The organism is Bacillus sp. T17B1 (genome assembly GCF_026796395.1).
Classification (GTDB): Bacteria; Bacillota; Bacilli; order Bacillales; family Bacillaceae; genus Bacillus; species Bacillus spizizenii_A.
Genome location: NZ_JALAYA010000022.1, coordinates 19,029 through 34,048 on the forward strand (window position 1 = coordinate 19,029; position 15,020 = coordinate 34,048).

General features: G+C 44.7%; 18 protein-coding genes. 17 read left to right on the forward strand and 1 reads right to left on the reverse strand.

What is annotated here, in order from left to right:
* Positions 1–40 precede the first annotated feature (40 nt).
* The 13 genes from rpiB to MOF34_RS12145 all read left to right on the forward strand — a co-directional run bounded on the left by rpiB (position 41) and on the right by MOF34_RS12145 (position 10,616).
* A complete protein-coding gene (gene rpiB, locus MOF34_RS12085) occupies positions 41–490 on the forward strand; it encodes a ribose 5-phosphate isomerase B (RefSeq protein ID WP_003221910.1) in 450 nt (149 codons plus the stop codon).
* Positions 491–502: 12 nt separating this feature from the next.
* Positions 503–1,045 (forward strand): TIGR01440 family protein, encoded by a 543-nt coding sequence (locus MOF34_RS12090; protein ID WP_019716031.1) that lies wholly within the window; start codon positions 503–505, stop codon positions 1,043–1,045.
* Positions 1,046–1,252: 207 nt separating this feature from the next.
* Positions 1,253–2,500: a serine hydroxymethyltransferase gene (gene glyA / locus MOF34_RS12095; RefSeq protein ID WP_019716030.1), complete on the forward strand. Its 1,248-nt coding sequence runs from the start codon at positions 1,253–1,255 to the stop codon at positions 2,498–2,500.
* Between the two features lie 133 nt (positions 2,501–2,633).
* Entirely contained in the window at positions 2,634–3,263 is a 630-nt protein-coding gene (gene upp / locus MOF34_RS12100) for a uracil phosphoribosyltransferase (protein WP_003221902.1), read from the forward strand.
* Between the two features lie 418 nt (positions 3,264–3,681).
* Positions 3,682–4,065, forward strand: a complete 384-nt coding sequence (gene atpI, locus MOF34_RS12105) for an ATP synthase subunit I (RefSeq protein WP_003221899.1) — start codon at positions 3,682–3,684, stop codon at positions 4,063–4,065.
* 7 nt (positions 4,066–4,072) lie between these two features.
* Positions 4,073–4,807, forward strand: coding sequence for a F0F1 ATP synthase subunit A (gene atpB, locus MOF34_RS12110; protein WP_019716028.1), 735 nt, complete (start codon positions 4,073–4,075; stop codon positions 4,805–4,807).
* 45 nt (positions 4,808–4,852) lie between these two features.
* Entirely contained in the window at positions 4,853–5,065 is a 213-nt protein-coding gene (gene atpE, locus MOF34_RS12115) for a F0F1 ATP synthase subunit C (protein ID WP_003151167.1), read from the forward strand.
* A gap of 162 nt (positions 5,066–5,227) precedes the next feature.
* Positions 5,228–5,740, forward strand: a complete 513-nt coding sequence (gene atpF / locus MOF34_RS12120; protein WP_268400298.1) for a F0F1 ATP synthase subunit B — start codon at positions 5,228–5,230, stop codon at positions 5,738–5,740.
* Positions 5,737–6,282, forward strand: a complete 546-nt coding sequence (locus MOF34_RS12125) for a F0F1 ATP synthase subunit delta (protein ID WP_268400299.1) — start codon at positions 5,737–5,739, stop codon at positions 6,280–6,282. The genes atpF and MOF34_RS12125 overlap by 4 nt, the downstream gene beginning before the upstream one ends.
* Before the next feature lie 16 nt (positions 6,283–6,298).
* Positions 6,299–7,807, forward strand: a complete 1,509-nt coding sequence (gene atpA / locus MOF34_RS12130; RefSeq protein ID WP_014115501.1) for a F0F1 ATP synthase subunit alpha — start codon at positions 6,299–6,301, stop codon at positions 7,805–7,807.
* 76 nt (positions 7,808–7,883) lie between these two features.
* Positions 7,884–8,747 (forward strand): ATP synthase F1 subunit gamma, encoded by an 864-nt coding sequence (atpG, locus tag MOF34_RS12135; RefSeq protein ID WP_003235766.1) that lies wholly within the window; start codon positions 7,884–7,886, stop codon positions 8,745–8,747.
* A 25-nt stretch (positions 8,748–8,772) separates the two neighbouring features.
* Positions 8,773–10,194: a F0F1 ATP synthase subunit beta gene (gene atpD / locus MOF34_RS12140; protein WP_003221884.1), complete on the forward strand. Its 1,422-nt coding sequence runs from the start codon at positions 8,773–8,775 to the stop codon at positions 10,192–10,194.
* A gap of 23 nt (positions 10,195–10,217) precedes the next feature.
* Positions 10,218–10,616 (forward strand): F0F1 ATP synthase subunit epsilon, encoded by a 399-nt coding sequence (locus MOF34_RS12145; protein ID WP_003221882.1) that lies wholly within the window; start codon positions 10,218–10,220, stop codon positions 10,614–10,616.
* Between the two features lie 36 nt (positions 10,617–10,652).
* Here MOF34_RS12145 and MOF34_RS12150 read toward each other — a convergent pair whose 3' ends face one another.
* A complete protein-coding gene (locus MOF34_RS12150) occupies positions 10,653–11,126 on the reverse strand; it encodes a hypothetical protein (protein ID WP_268400300.1) in 474 nt (157 codons plus the stop codon).
* Positions 11,127–11,302: 176 nt separating this feature from the next.
* Between MOF34_RS12150 and MOF34_RS12155 the strand changes: the two genes are divergently transcribed.
* The 4 genes from MOF34_RS12155 (at position 11,303) to spoIID (ending at position 14,978) form a co-directional block, all read left to right on the forward strand.
* A complete protein-coding gene (locus tag MOF34_RS12155; RefSeq protein WP_003221879.1) occupies positions 11,303–11,533 on the forward strand; it encodes a DUF1146 family protein in 231 nt (76 codons plus the stop codon).
* Positions 11,534–11,667: 134 nt separating this feature from the next.
* The gene (locus tag MOF34_RS12160; protein WP_268400301.1) at positions 11,668–12,408 is read left to right on the forward strand and encodes a YwmB family TATA-box binding protein; all 741 of its coding nucleotides are present in this window, start codon (positions 11,668–11,670) and stop codon (positions 12,406–12,408) included.
* 33 nt (positions 12,409–12,441) lie between these two features.
* A complete protein-coding gene (murA, locus tag MOF34_RS12165; RefSeq protein WP_003221875.1) occupies positions 12,442–13,752 on the forward strand; it encodes a UDP-N-acetylglucosamine 1-carboxyvinyltransferase in 1,311 nt (436 codons plus the stop codon).
* Positions 13,753–13,946: 194 nt separating this feature from the next.
* A complete protein-coding gene (gene spoIID / locus MOF34_RS12170; RefSeq protein WP_268400302.1) occupies positions 13,947–14,978 on the forward strand; it encodes a stage II sporulation protein D in 1,032 nt (343 codons plus the stop codon).
* Positions 14,979–15,020: the final 42 nt, after the last annotated feature.

The following is a 15,020-nucleotide window of genomic DNA, read 5'->3' on the forward strand; positions in this document are numbered from 1 at the left end:
GCGGGCGGGGCCGCATCACACACGCTGGGAGGAAAAGCAGATGAAAGTAGCAATAGCATCGGATCATGGCGGCGTTCACATTCGAAATGAAATCAAAGAGTTAATGGACGAATTGCAAATTGAATATATTGATATGGGCTGTGACTGCGGCAGCGGATCTGTCGATTATCCGGATTATGCTTTTCCGGTGGCCGAAAAAGTGGTTAGCGGCGAAGTTGACAGAGGGATTTTAATTTGCGGGACAGGTATTGGCATGAGCATTTCCGCCAATAAAGTCAAAGGCATCCGCTGCGCGCTGGCGCACGATACATTCAGCGCAAAAGCGACGAGAGAGCATAATGATACAAACATCCTCGCGATGGGTGAGCGAGTGATCGGCCCCGGTTTGGCGCGGGAAATTGCGAAAATCTGGCTGACCACTGAGTTTACCGGAGGAAGACATCAAACCCGTATTGGAAAAATCTCAGATTATGAAGAGAAAAACCTGTAGGGGTGCTGTTCAATGAGTGAGATCAAGCAAACGTGGAAGACGATGCTGTTTGAATTTCAGGAACAAGCGGGATTGAAACAAGATCAGCTCTTTGTCCTTGGATGCAGCACGAGCGAAGTGGCCGGCAGCCGGATCGGAACATCGGGCAGTGTAGACATCGCGGAAAGCATCTACAGCGGGCTTGCCGAGCTTAAGGGAAAAACGGGAATCCATCTCGCGTTTCAATGCTGTGAGCATTTGAACAGAGCGCTTGTCGTTGAGGAAGAAACGGCCCGGCTGTTTAGGCTTCCAACCGTTTCTGCCGTACCCGTCCCAAAAGCGGGCGGGGCGATGGCTTCTTATGCGTTCAAGCAGATGAAGTCTCCTGTTCTTGTCGAAACCATTCAGGCTGATGCCGGAATAGACATCGGCGATACGTTTATCGGCATGCATCTAAAGCAGGTGGCTGTCCCTGTACGAGTCTCTCAAAACAGTCTCGGTGCAGCCCATGTGACATTAGCGCGTACGCGGCCAAAACTGATCGGCGGAGTACGGGCGGTTTATGAGTGCGAATGAAAGGACTGCATTGCCGGTCTTTTCTTTTGTTTTAAGGGCAGTAAAATAAATTCCGAACTTTAATTTGAATTTAGGTTATTAATATTCGTTTTTACCATTGAAAGTTTTGATTTTTTAAAAATAATCTTTTACATTGGCCTAAAAAACCATGTACAATAGTGGTGGTAAAAACAAAGAACAGGATACGGATAGGAGAGGATCTCGCTGATGAAACATTTACCTGCGCAAGATGAACAAGTGTTTAACGCCATTAAAAATGAGCGTGAACGCCAACAGACTAAAATCGAATTGATTGCTTCTGAGAACTTTGTAAGTGAAGCGGTTATGGAAGCACAAGGATCTGTTTTGACAAATAAATACGCTGAAGGATATCCGGGCAAACGCTACTATGGCGGATGTGAGCACGTCGATGTCGTTGAAGATATCGCTCGTGACCGCGCGAAGGAGATCTTTGGAGCGGAGCATGTAAACGTTCAGCCGCATTCAGGCGCACAAGCAAACATGGCAGTGTACTTCACAATTTTGGAGCAAGGCGATACGGTACTTGGGATGAACCTCTCCCACGGCGGCCATTTAACACACGGAAGTCCAGTCAACTTCAGCGGTGTTCAATATAACTTTGTTGAGTACGGCGTAGATAAAGAAACTCAATATATTGATTACGATGACGTGCGTGAAAAAGCCCTCGCTCATAAGCCGAAGCTTATCGTAGCAGGAGCAAGTGCGTATCCTCGTACAATCGACTTTGAAAAATTCCGTGAAATTGCTGATGAAGTCGGCGCTTACTTTATGGTGGATATGGCGCACATCGCAGGACTTGTTGCGGCAGGCCTTCATCCGAACCCGGTTCCTTACGCTGATTTCGTAACAACCACAACACATAAAACACTTCGCGGACCTCGCGGCGGTATGATCCTTTGCCGTGAAGAGTTCGGCAAGAAAATTGATAAATCGATCTTCCCTGGCATTCAAGGCGGCCCGCTGATGCACGTTATTGCGGCAAAAGCAGTCTCATTCGGCGAAGTATTGCAGGATGATTTCAAAACATATGCCCAAAACGTTATTTCAAATGCAAAACGCCTGGCTGAATCGTTAACGAAAGAGGGCATCCAGCTCGTTTCAGGCGGAACTGACAACCACCTTATCCTTGTTGATCTTCGTTCTCTCGGACTGACTGGTAAAGTTGCGGAGCACGTGCTTGATGAAATCGGTATTACTTCAAATAAAAACGCAATTCCATACGATCCGGAAAAACCTTTCGTAACAAGCGGTATCCGTCTTGGTACAGCAGCTGTGACAAGCCGCGGTTTTGACGGAGACGCATTGGATGAAGTAGGTGCCATCATTGGGCTTGCATTGAAAAACCACGAAGATGAAGGAAAACTCGAAGAAGCGAGACAGCGCGTAGCAGCTTTGACTGGCAAATTCCCTCTATATAAAGAATTAGGTTACTAAGATTGAAAACCCGCTCGGGCCAATGCCCGGCGGGTTTTTTGACGAGGTTCTTGAAACTCAATGTCTTTTTTTGTAGAATCAATAGAAGTGTGAAATTGTCGATGGGACAATAAAAAAGGAGCTGAAACACAGTATGGGAAAGGTTTATGTATTTGATCATCCTTTAATTCAACACAAGCTGACATATATTCGGAATGAAGAGACAGGTACGAAGGATTTTAGAGAGCTTGTAGATGAAGTAGCCACGCTTATGGCGTTTGAAATTACCCGTGATCTCCCTCTAGAGGAAGTGGATATCAACACACCGGTTCAGACTGCGAAATCGAAAGTCATCTCAGGGAAAAAACTGGGAGTTGTTCCTATCCTTAGAGCAGGTTTAGGAATGGTTGAAGGCATTTTAAAACTGATCCCTGCGGCAAAAGTAGGACATGTCGGTCTGTACCGTGATCCTGAAACCTTAAAACCCGTGGAATACTATGTGAAGCTTCCTTCTGATGTGGAAGAGCGTGAATTCATCGTCGTTGACCCGATGCTGGCCACAGGCGGTTCCGCAGTTGAAGCCATTCACAGCCTCAAAAAACGCGGTGCGAAGAATATTCGTTTCATGTGTCTTGTAGCGGCACCGGAGGGTGTAGAGGAATTGCAGAAGCATCATTCGGACGTGGATATTTACATTGCGGCGCTTGATGAAAAATTAAATGAAAAAGGTTATATCGTTCCAGGTCTTGGAGACGCAGGAGACCGTATGTTTGGAACAAAATAAAAAAGAAAACCCTTTGTCGGGTTTTCTTTTTTATCCAGTTATTTGCTATTCGGTCAATTTGTATACAATTATAGGTGAAAATGTGAACATTCTGTGGAGGCGTACAGTATAAAAAGTTTTTTAACTTTAAACAGATTGACACATGTTAGGGGCTATTGTATGCTAAACGAGGGTATTATGAGAAGGTTTTCATAGCTTTCATTATAGTCCTCATCCCCAATGTAAATCCTCTCAGTAAACCCGTATTATGAGGATTTATTTAAGCGAATGAAACAGCATCCTTGCAAGGCTTGCGGATGAATGATTTTTTCGAACAGGCCCGTTTTGCCGGACAAAAAAGGTCTTCTACTAGGGTTAACCGCTGATTTATGCCGTATCTAAGCTATACATTATTTTTTCATCAGGAGACAGATAATTGATGGACGATCCCAAGCTTACATTTAGCAGACAACGTAAATATCTATTGTTCATTTTGGCAGTGTATGTACTGGGTTATGGTTTAACAGCGTATAAAACCGTGTTTTTAGGCCTTATTCTGGGAACTGTTTTCAGTTTGTTTAATTTTTTACTGCTCGTCAGGAGAATGAACGCTTTTGACAGAGCCGTTGAGAAAGGGAAGTCCATACGATCTCTTGGGAGCGCAGCGCGCTGGTGCAATGCGATTCTTGCTGCGGCTGTTGCCTATAAAAATCCCGAGCATTTTCATATGGCAAGTACAGTTATTGGATTAATGACAATATACCCTGTCATTATGATAGATTCCTTTATCCAGCTTAAACGTTCATCAATGGAAGAGAGGTGAAAACCCTTTGAATCATGAATACAGAACTATTGAATTTCTAGGTCTTACTTTTAATCTGACAAACATTCTGATGATTACTGTGGCGAGTGTGATTGTTTTATTGATTGCTATATTAACGACAAGAACGCTTTCGATCCGTCCCGGAAAAGCCCAGAATTTTATGGAATGGGTTGTGGATTTCGTCCGCAATATTATCGGCAGTACAATGGATTTGAAAACAGGGGCTAACTTCTTGGCACTTGGTGTCACATTGCTGATGTACATATTTGTGTCGAATATGCTGGGGCTGCCGTTCTCTATTACAATCGGACATGAGCTCTGGTGGAAATCTCCGACAGCCGATCCTGCCATTACATTAACGCTAGCCGTGATGGTTGTTGCTTTAACTCACTACTATGGTGTGAAGATGAAAGGGCTCAAGGAATATTCCAAAGACTATTTAAGACCTGTTCCATTAATGTTCCCGATGAAAATCATCGAAGAGTTTGCGAATACGCTGACTCTCGGTTTGAGGCTTTATGGTAACATCTTCGCCGGTGAGATTCTTCTCGGCCTGCTTGCGGGATTAGCGACAAGCCATTACTCACAAAGTGTGGCTCTCGGTCTTGTCGGTACGATCGGCGCCATTCTGCCAATGCTGGCATGGCAAGCATTCAGTTTATTTATAGGTGCCATCCAAGCGTTTATCTTTACAATGCTGACGATGGTGTACATGTCTCATAAAATCAGTCATGATCATTAAAACATTATATCCAAACGGATAACATTTTAAAGGAGGAACTTTTTCATGAATTTAATAGCAGCTGCGATTGCAATTGGTTTAGGTGCACTTGGTGCAGGTATTGGTAACGGTTTGATTGTTTCACGTACGGTAGAGGGGATTGCCCGTCAGCCGGAAGCAGGTAAAGAACTTAGAACGCTTATGTTCATGGGTATCGCATTAGTTGAAGCCCTTCCTATTATCGCTGTCGTTATCGCATTCTTAGCGTTCTTTGGCTAAGCATAAAAGCCTTATATGAACTAAAAATGGCGAAGATCATTCCAAGAGAACCTTCGCCATTGCTTTATGTCTGATAAGCATCCCGCCTTGCCGGCTGAAAAGAGACAAGTGCGGCTGCTGAATCAGCAAAGAAAAACCTGCAGAAGGGAGTTGCCGTAGTAGATGTCTCAATTACCACTTGAACTAGGATTGTCGTTTAACGGCGGAGATATCCTGTTCCAACTGTTAGCTATGTTAATCTTATTAGCGCTTCTGAAGAAATACGCTTTAGGGCCGCTATTAAACATAATGAAACAGCGTGAAGACCACATCGCTGGAGAAATTACGTCTGCTGAAGAAAAAAATAAAGAAGCGCAGCAGCTGATTGAAGAGCAGCGCGTTCTTTTAAAAGAAGCAAGACAGGAATCCCAAACTCTTATCGAAAACGCAAAGAAACTGGGAGATAAGCAAAAAGAAGAGATTATTCAGGCTGCACGTGTAGAATCTGAACGTCTGAAAGAAGCAGCAAGAACTGAAATCGTGAAGGAAAAAGAACAGGCGGTTTCTGCTCTCCGCGAGCAAGTAGCGTCTCTTTCTGTCATGATTGCGTCGAAAGTGATCGAAAAAGAACTGGATGAACAAGCTCAAGAGAAATTGATCCAGGACTATCTTAAAGAGGTAGGAGAAAGCCGATGAGTGGATCAGCTGTCTCTAAACGATATGCGTCAGCTCTTTTTGATATTGCCAATGATTCCGCTCAGCTGAATCAAGTTGAAGAAGAGCTAACCGTTGTAAAACAAGTGTTTCAAAATGAAAAAGCGCTTAATGATGTGTTAAACCATCCGAAGGTGCCGGCTGCGAAGAAAAAAGAGCTGATTCAAAATGCATTTGGCTCTTTGTCACAGCCCGTGCTCAATACGATTTTTCTTTTGATTGACCGCCATCGTGCCGCGATTGTGCCTGAGCTCACAGATGAGTTTATCAAACTCGCAAATGAGGCTCGTCAAATAGAAGACGCGACCGTATATTCAGTGAAACCGCTGACGGATGCGGAAATTTCATCATTATCACAAGTGTTTGCAAAGAAAGCCGGAGTCGCTTCACTGAGAATCAGAAATGAAGTGCAGACGGGTTTAATAGGCGGCATTAAAGTCCGCATTGGAAACCGGATTTTTGACGGCAGCGTAAGCGGAAAGCTTCATCGCATTGAACGTCAACTTGCCGGGGAAAATCGATAGAAGGGGTGAAACCTAAGTGAGCATCAAAGCTGAAGAGATTAGCACGCTGATAAAACAGCAAATACAAAATTATCAATCTGATATTGAAGTTCAAGACGTAGGTACAGTCATCCAAGTCGGTGACGGTATTGCTCGTGTACACGGCCTTGACAATTGTATGGCCGGTGAACTTGTCGAATTTTCAAACGGTGTTTTGGGTATGGCTCAAAACCTTGAAGAATCAAACGTAGGTATCGTCATTTTAGGACCTTTCAGTGAGATCCGTGAGGGAGACGAAGTAAAAAGAACAGGCCGCATCATGGAGGTTCCTGTCGGTGAGGAACTAATCGGCCGTATTGTGAACCCATTAGGTCAGCCGGTAGACGGACTTGGCCCGATCCTCACAAGCAAAACACGTCCGATCGAAAGCCCTGCACCAGGCGTTATGGACCGTAAATCCGTTCATGAACCGCTTCAAACCGGTATTAAAGCGATCGATGCACTGATTCCAATCGGCCGCGGCCAGCGTGAGCTGATCATCGGTGACCGTCAAACAGGTAAAACTTCTGTTGCGATCGATGCGATCCTGAACCAAAAAGACCAAGACATGATCTGCGTATACGTTGCGATCGGTCAAAAAGAATCAACAGTCCGCGGCGTAGTAGAAACATTGCGTAAGCACGGCGCGCTTGATTATACAATCGTTGTAACGGCGTCTGCGTCACAGCCGGCACCGCTTCTGTACCTGGCTCCGTATGCAGGGGTTACAATGGCAGAGGAATTTATGTACAACGGCAAGCACGTTCTTGTTGTATACGATGATCTTTCTAAACAAGCGGCTGCTTACCGTGAGCTTTCCTTGCTTCTTCGCCGTCCGCCAGGCCGTGAAGCGTTCCCTGGGGATGTATTCTACCTTCATTCCCGTCTGCTTGAGCGTGCAGCAAAGCTTAGTGACGCGAAAGGCGCAGGATCAATTACAGCTTTGCCGTTCGTAGAAACACAAGCCGGAGATATCTCTGCTTATATTCCGACGAACGTCATTTCCATCACCGACGGACAGATCTTCCTGCAATCTGATTTGTTCTTCTCAGGCGTACGTCCTGCGATCAACGCCGGATTGTCTGTATCCCGTGTCGGCGGTTCCGCGCAAATCAAAGCGATGAAAAAAGTATCAGGAACTTTGCGTCTTGACCTTGCGTCATACCGTGAGCTGGAAGCATTCGCTCAATTCGGATCTGACCTCGACCAAGCGACTCAGGCGAAACTGAACCGCGGTGCTCGTACTGTTGAAGTGCTGAAGCAGGATCTAAACAAGCCGCTTCCGGTTGAAAAGCAAGTAGCCATTCTTTATGCGCTGACAAAAGGATATCTTGATGATATTCCTGTAGCGGATATCAGACGTTTTGAAGAAGAGTACTACATGTACCTTGACCAAAACCATAAAGAACTGCTTGATGGAATTGCGAAAACAGGAAACCTTCCTGCTGATGAAGACTTCAAAGCTGCAATCGAAGGCTTCAAACGCACATTTGCACCAAGCAACTAACTCGAATGCTGATGAGAGAAAAAGGTTCTCTTTTTCTCTCTTTTTACGCAGATGAAGAGAAAAGGTGGTGAAATCTTTGGCCTCATTACGCGATATTAAGTCAAGGATCACGTCAACGAAAAAAACGAGCCAGATTACAAAAGCCATGCAGATGGTATCTGCTGCTAAGCTGAATCGTGCAGAAAACAATGCAAAATCATTTGTGCCATATATGGATAAGATCCAAGAGGTTGTGTCAAATGTCGGGAGAGTTTCCGGCAACGTGAAGCATCCGATGCTTCTCAGCAGAGAAGTGAAAAAGACGGCATATCTTGTCATTACGTCTGACCGCGGTCTTGCCGGCGCTTTTAACAGTTCGGTTTTACGAAGTGCTTATCAGGCTATGCAAGAACGTCATCAATCTAAGGATGAGTATGCGGTGATCGTCATCGGAAGAGTGGGCCGTGATTTCTTTAAGAAACGTGAGATTCCGATCATTTCCGAGTTAACAGGACTTGGAGATGAAGTAACGTTTACAGAAATTAAGGATCTTGCCCGACAAACGATCCAAATGTTTATAGACGGGGCGTTTGATGAATTGCATCTCGTTTATAACCATTTTGTCAGCGCCATTTCTCAAGAAGTAACGGAGAAAAAACTTCTGCCGTTATCTGATTTGGGCAGCGGCGGCGGAAAGAGAACGGCGTCTTATGAATTTGAACCGTCTGAAGAGGAGGTTCTGGAGGTTTTGCTTCCTCAATATGCAGAAAGCTTAATCTTCGGTGCGCTTCTTGACAGTAAAGCAAGTGAGCATGCTGCAAGAATGACGGCGATGAAAAACGCGACAGACAACGCGAAGGAACTTATCGATTCACTTTCGCTTTCTTACAACCGCGCTCGCCAAGCAGCCATCACACAAGAAATTACGGAAATTGTCGGCGGAGCAGCCGCTTTAGAATAGAAAGATTTTGTCAGGAGGGATAGCGATGAAGAAAGGACGCGTTAGCCAGGTATTAGGACCGGTCGTCGACGTGCGTTTTGAAGACGGTCACTTGCCTGAAATTTATAATGCGATTAAAATTTCACAGCCAGCTGCTAGTGAAAACGAAGTAGGTATTGATTTAACGCTTGAGGTCGCTCTTCATTTAGGCGATGATACAGTCCGTACAATCGCAATGGCATCTACGGATGGTGTTCAGCGCGGAATGGAAGCTGTAGATACAGGAGCGCCAATCTCAGTACCGGTTGGTGATGTAACACTTGGCCGTGTATTTAACGTACTCGGAGAAAATATTGATTTGAATGAGCCAGTTCCTGCGGATGCGAAAAAAGATCCGATTCACAGACAGGCACCTTCATTTGATCAGCTTTCAACAGAAGTTGAAATTCTTGAAACAGGGATCAAAGTTGTTGACTTGCTTGCTCCATACATCAAGGGCGGTAAGATCGGATTGTTCGGCGGTGCCGGTGTAGGTAAAACCGTATTAATCCAGGAATTAATCAACAACATCGCGCAAGAGCACGGCGGTATCTCTGTATTCGCCGGTGTAGGGGAGCGTACTCGTGAAGGGAACGACCTTTTCTACGAAATGAGCGACTCTGGCGTAATCAACAAAACAGCCATGGTATTCGGACAAATGAACGAGCCGCCGGGCGCACGTATGCGTGTTGCTTTGACAGGTCTTACAATGGCTGAGCACTTCCGTGATGAACAAGGACAGGACGTACTGTTCTTCATCGATAACATTTTCCGTTTCACACAAGCGGGTTCAGAGGTTTCTGCCCTTCTTGGCCGTATGCCTTCAGCGGTTGGTTATCAGCCGACGCTTGCGACTGAAATGGGTCAGCTTCAAGAGCGTATCACGTCTACTAACGTTGGATCAGTTACATCTATCCAGGCGATCTACGTGCCTGCCGATGACTACACTGACCCGGCGCCGGCAACAACGTTCGCTCACTTGGATGCGACAACAAACCTTGAGCGTAAGTTAACTGAGATGGGTATTTACCCTGCGGTTGATCCATTGGCTTCTACATCACGCGCCCTTGCTCCTGAAATTGTCGGAGAAGAGCATTATGCAGTTGCCCGTGAAGTACAGTCAACGCTTCAGCGTTACAAAGAGCTTCAAGATATCATTGCGATTCTCGGTATGGATGAATTGAGTGATGAAGACAAGCTTGTCGTCCAACGCGCACGCCGTATTCAGTTCTTCCTTTCTCAAAACTTCCACGTGGCTGAACAGTTCACTGGACAAAAAGGTTCTTACGTGCCTGTAAAAGAAACGGTTCAAGGTTTCAAAGAAATCTTAGCCGGAAAATACGACCATCTTCCTGAAGATGCGTTCCGTCTCGTAGGCCGTATCGAAGAAGTTGTTGAGAAAGCAAAAGAAATGGGTGTAGAAGTTTAATCTGGTCCTAGGAGGGTAAAAGCATGAAGACCGTTAAAGTCAATATCGTTACTCCCGACGGCCCAGTATACGATGCGGATATCGAAATGGTGAGCGTGAGAGCCGAAAGCGGCGATCTCGGTATTTTGCCAGGTCATATTCCAACCGTGGCTCCTCTTAAAATCGGCGCTGTCCGCCTGAAAAAAGACGGACAGACTGAACTGGTTGCGGTCAGCGGCGGATTTGTAGAAGTCCGTCCTGATCAGGTTACCATCCTTGCCCAAGCTGCTGAAACAGCGGAAGGCATCGATAAAGAGCGCGCTGCAGCAGCACGTCAGCGGGCGCAGGAGCGTTTGAATTCTCAATCAGATGATACTGACATTCGTCGGGCTGAGCTTGCGTTACAGCGGGCTTTGAACAGATTGGATGTAGCAGGGAAATAAGAAAAAAATCCTTCTCATGTATGAGAAGGATTTTTTTTATGAGCGCACAAGAGAATCAAACAGCGACAGAAGCGGTTTATCCTCTTTTTGCTGCAAGTATAAACGATCACAGCAATTCATTGTATGCCATGATTTGCGATGTCTTCTAAAGCCCATTGTATAAGCGCCGTCTTTGTATGGGTATGGCTTTACGAACCATTCAGCGTCTTCATGATGAGCAATCACGCAATCTATTAGATAAACACTGATCATTTTCTCGAATTCTTCAATAGGAAGATTCCAATCAGCAAGCAAAAGCTCTTGTATACTTTGGAAATAAAGGTTTTCAAGCTCTTCAAGGCTTTCTCTCGTATAGGTGAGAGAAATGTTATAAAACTGACACAATTCATTCAGTTCTTCAATCTGTGACTGTCTATAATCATAATAGAATGCAATTGCTTCCCATTCCTGTTCAAAAATTGGCAGGTCCTCACCGTATTGCTTTTCAGGCTGAAAAAAAGAATGATTCACATTTGCCAGCTCCTTTCCAATAAAGTATACCATGTAAAAGAACCGCACTTTAAGCGGGGATTACCCCTAGATTTGGCTGATTATTCCGTTCTGTATAAAAGTATCATCTTTATCCGTGCTTCTTATATAATAAGAAAGGGTATAAAGGCGGAAAAAGGATGAAAGGAGTGGAATAGATGAGTGTATTGGGACAGCAGGCTGCAATTGGTATTGTCGTTCATCTGATTTTTATAGCGGTAACTTGGTGGGCGCTGCAAGCCGTCAATATCGATCCATTAATCAAAAAAGGCAAAGTCGTGCAGGCAAGACTCCTGATGATATTGCTGACAATTGCTATTGGAACGACTGTTGCAAATTTCTTTTTAGATTACCTTAATTATTCACAGCAGCTACCCTACCTATTTTAATAGGTTTTGAACATGATAATCACGGGAATGGTTTGGGAAGCGGGTTGAAGCGTATAACGCGAGTTTTGACGAAGATTTTTACGTATGGCGCCTCTTGCCTCCGGTAAAACTGGGGATAAGGGGGAGAGATGAACATGAAGAAAAAACAAGTAAGCCACGCCATTATCATATCCGTCATGTTAAGCTTCGTCATTGCTGTTTTCCATACCATTCATGCGAGTGAGTTAACGCCGTTAGCACAAATGGCAGAGGGGATGGAACGCCAAGATGTGTCAATAGATAAGTGGACATTGCATGCAAAACAAAATATGTCACTGACCGAAAAAGAATTTTATCAAAAAGTGAAACGTTTAAAATCAGAGTATCGTCAATATCATTGGGCGATTGCACAGGAAGATAAAATCGTAAAGGCAGTTGGCACGTATACTGACAAAAAAAATCACACTTCTTTTAGACTGCAGCTTGTCACAACCCTCAAAAAACACAACCCAACTTCGTATTTATTATATGAGCAAATGAGTCTTAAGAAACCGGTTAGCTGGAATGATACATATGAACAGTTTGAACGGGAGACACTCAGGATATTCCAAGAAAAAGTAGTTATTTTTACTTGTCTAAATGGTCATTTAGATGATAATATGGGTATTGTTTTGCAAAAAAAAGCAAATCAGTTATTAAACGAATTTCAAGCAAGAACTGTTGAACATGTAGTTGAGCCAAATTTCGTTTCTATTTCTGCGTTTACAGATGAGTGGAAAGAGTACATCATGACCTCGGAACATAAAATGAATTTGCAAATTGCACTTAGAAGTGCAGGAATGGGCGGAAAACATACCGTTACGGTTGGCACACCAATCGTTACGACTGAATATTAATATAGAGAATTTAGGGACGCGGAGGGGAATACCTTGGAAAAAATCATCGTCCGCGGCGGTCAAAAGTTAAACGGCACAGTCAAAGTTGAAGGCGCTAAAAATGCCGTTTTACCTGTTATCGCTGCATCTTTATTAGCAAGTGAAGAAAAAAGCGTAATTTGTGATGTACCTACGCTCTCCGATGTATATACAATTAACGAAGTGTTGCGTCATTTAGGAGCAGATGTGCATTTTGAGAATAATGAAGTGACTGTAAATGCTTCATACGCTTTACAAACTGAAGCACCTTTTGAATATGTACGTAAAATGCGTGCGTCCGTGCTTGTCATGGGGCCGCTTCTTGCGCGTACAGGTCATGCAAGAGTTGCGCTTCCGGGTGGATGCGCAATTGGTTCCAGACCGATCGATCAGCATTTAAAAGGATTTGAAGCAATGGGCGCAGAAATCAAAGTCGGCAATGGCTTCATCGAAGCTGAAGTAAAAGGCCGTCTGCAAGGCGCGAAAATCTATCTGGACTTCCCAAGTGTAGGAGCTACAGAGAACCTGATTATGGCAGCCGCTCTAGCTGAAGGAACAACAACGCTGGAGAACGTGGCGAAAGAACCCGAAATCGTTGATTTAGCAAACTATATCAACGGCATGGGCGGAAAAATCCGCGGAGCTGGCACCGGCACCATCAAAATTGAAGGAGTCGAAAAGCTTCACGGTGTAAAACACCACATTATTCCTGACCGCATTGAAGCGGGAACATTTATGGTTGCTGCTGCAATTACTGAAGGAAACGTATTAGTCAAAGGAGCAGTTCCTGAACACCTCACTTCTTTAATTGCCAAAATGGAAGAGATGGGTGTCACGATTAAGGATGAAGGTGAAGGCCTCCGTGTCATCGGTCCGAAAGAACTCAAACCGATCGACATTAAAACAATGCCTCACCCGGGCTTCCCGACTGATATGCAGTCACAAATGATGGCGCTTCTGCTTCGTGCAAGCGGCACAAGCATGATTACAGAAACTGTTTTTGAAAACCGTTTTATGCATGCGGAAGAATTCCGCCGTATGAATGGTGATATTAAGATTGAAGGACGTTCTGTTATCATTAATGGCCCTGTACAGCTTCAGGGAGCTGAAGTTGCAGCGACTGACTTGCGTGCAGGTGCAGCGCTGATTCTTGCGGGGTTAGTGGCTGAAGGTCATACACGAGTTACTGAACTGAAGCACTTAGACCGTGGTTACGTTGATTTCCATAAGAAGCTTGCAGCTATTGGCGCAGACATCGAACGTGTAAATGATGAGTCTGCTTCTGAGCAAGAGAACAAAGAAGTCGTTTCTGACTTAAACGCATAAACTTACGTAAAAATCAGTATGTCATTCTGGCATACTGGTTTTTTGTTTTTCGTGTATTATCATCATTATGCGCAAAATAGCAAAAAAGAATACGTAAATCACAAATAAAGTTATGTCCAAAATGAGAGTCATATTAGCTTGTCCCTGCCCATAGACTAGACTAGAGTCGAATCCCGAGCAGGAGGCAGCTGAATATGAAACAATTCGTAATCACACTATCCATACTATGTGCATTGATTCTCTTGATTCCCACACTCTTGGTTATTCCGTTCCAGCAAAACAAAGAAGCGGGGGCCAGCGTAGAATCAGGAAAGACAGCAGTCAGCACGAAATCAGCATCAAAAGGAGCGGAAACGTTGAAAGCATCGCCTGTTTCTATTCCCGTCTATCGAACCGCAAATCAATCCGTAGAAGACATTCCGCTTGAAGAGTATGTCATTGGAGTCGTCGCCTCCGAAATGCCGGCAACCTTTGAATCTGAAGCGCTGAAAGCTCAGGCTCTCGCCGCCAGAACGTTTATTGTCAGACTGATGGTCGCAAATTCAGCAGTAGAGGCTCCTAAAGGCTCGCTGGTGGATGATACACAGATGTTCCAGGTGTATAAAAGCAAAGCGGAGCTGAAAAAACAGTGGGGCGCGAGCTATGAGGGAAAACTGAAGAAAATCACAGATGCGGTAGCCAGCACGCAAGGCAAAATCTTAACGTACAACAACCAGCCGATTGAAGCCTCATTTTTCTCCACAAGCAATGGATACACTGAAAACGCAGAGGCCTATTGGACAAGTGCCATCCCATATTTAAAAAGCGTCAAAAGCTCATGGGATAAAAAGTCTCCGAAATATAAGGCAACGAAAACCTTTACAGCCTCAGAGTTTGAGCAAAAGCTTGGCGTTAAATTGGATGGTTCTGGCACAGTCGGAAAGATTACCGGAGAGACACCGGGCCGCCAGGTCGCAACAGCCGTTATTAACGGCAAGACGCTGAAAGGCAGAGACATCCGTGAAAAGCTGGGACTCAATTCAGCCGATTTTGCATGGCAGCGAAACGGAGACACGATTACGGTCACGACGAAAGGGTTTGGCCACGGTGTCGGGATGAGTCAATATGGAGCCAATTTTATGGCCAAAGAAGGCAAAACGGTTGATCAAATTGTGAAGTATTATTACCAAGGCACACAAATTTCAGACGCAGATTCGTTTTTAAATAAATATATGGCGAAGAAGTAAAAAAGACGCTCAATGAGCGTCTTCAGGCTGTCGAGAAAATCT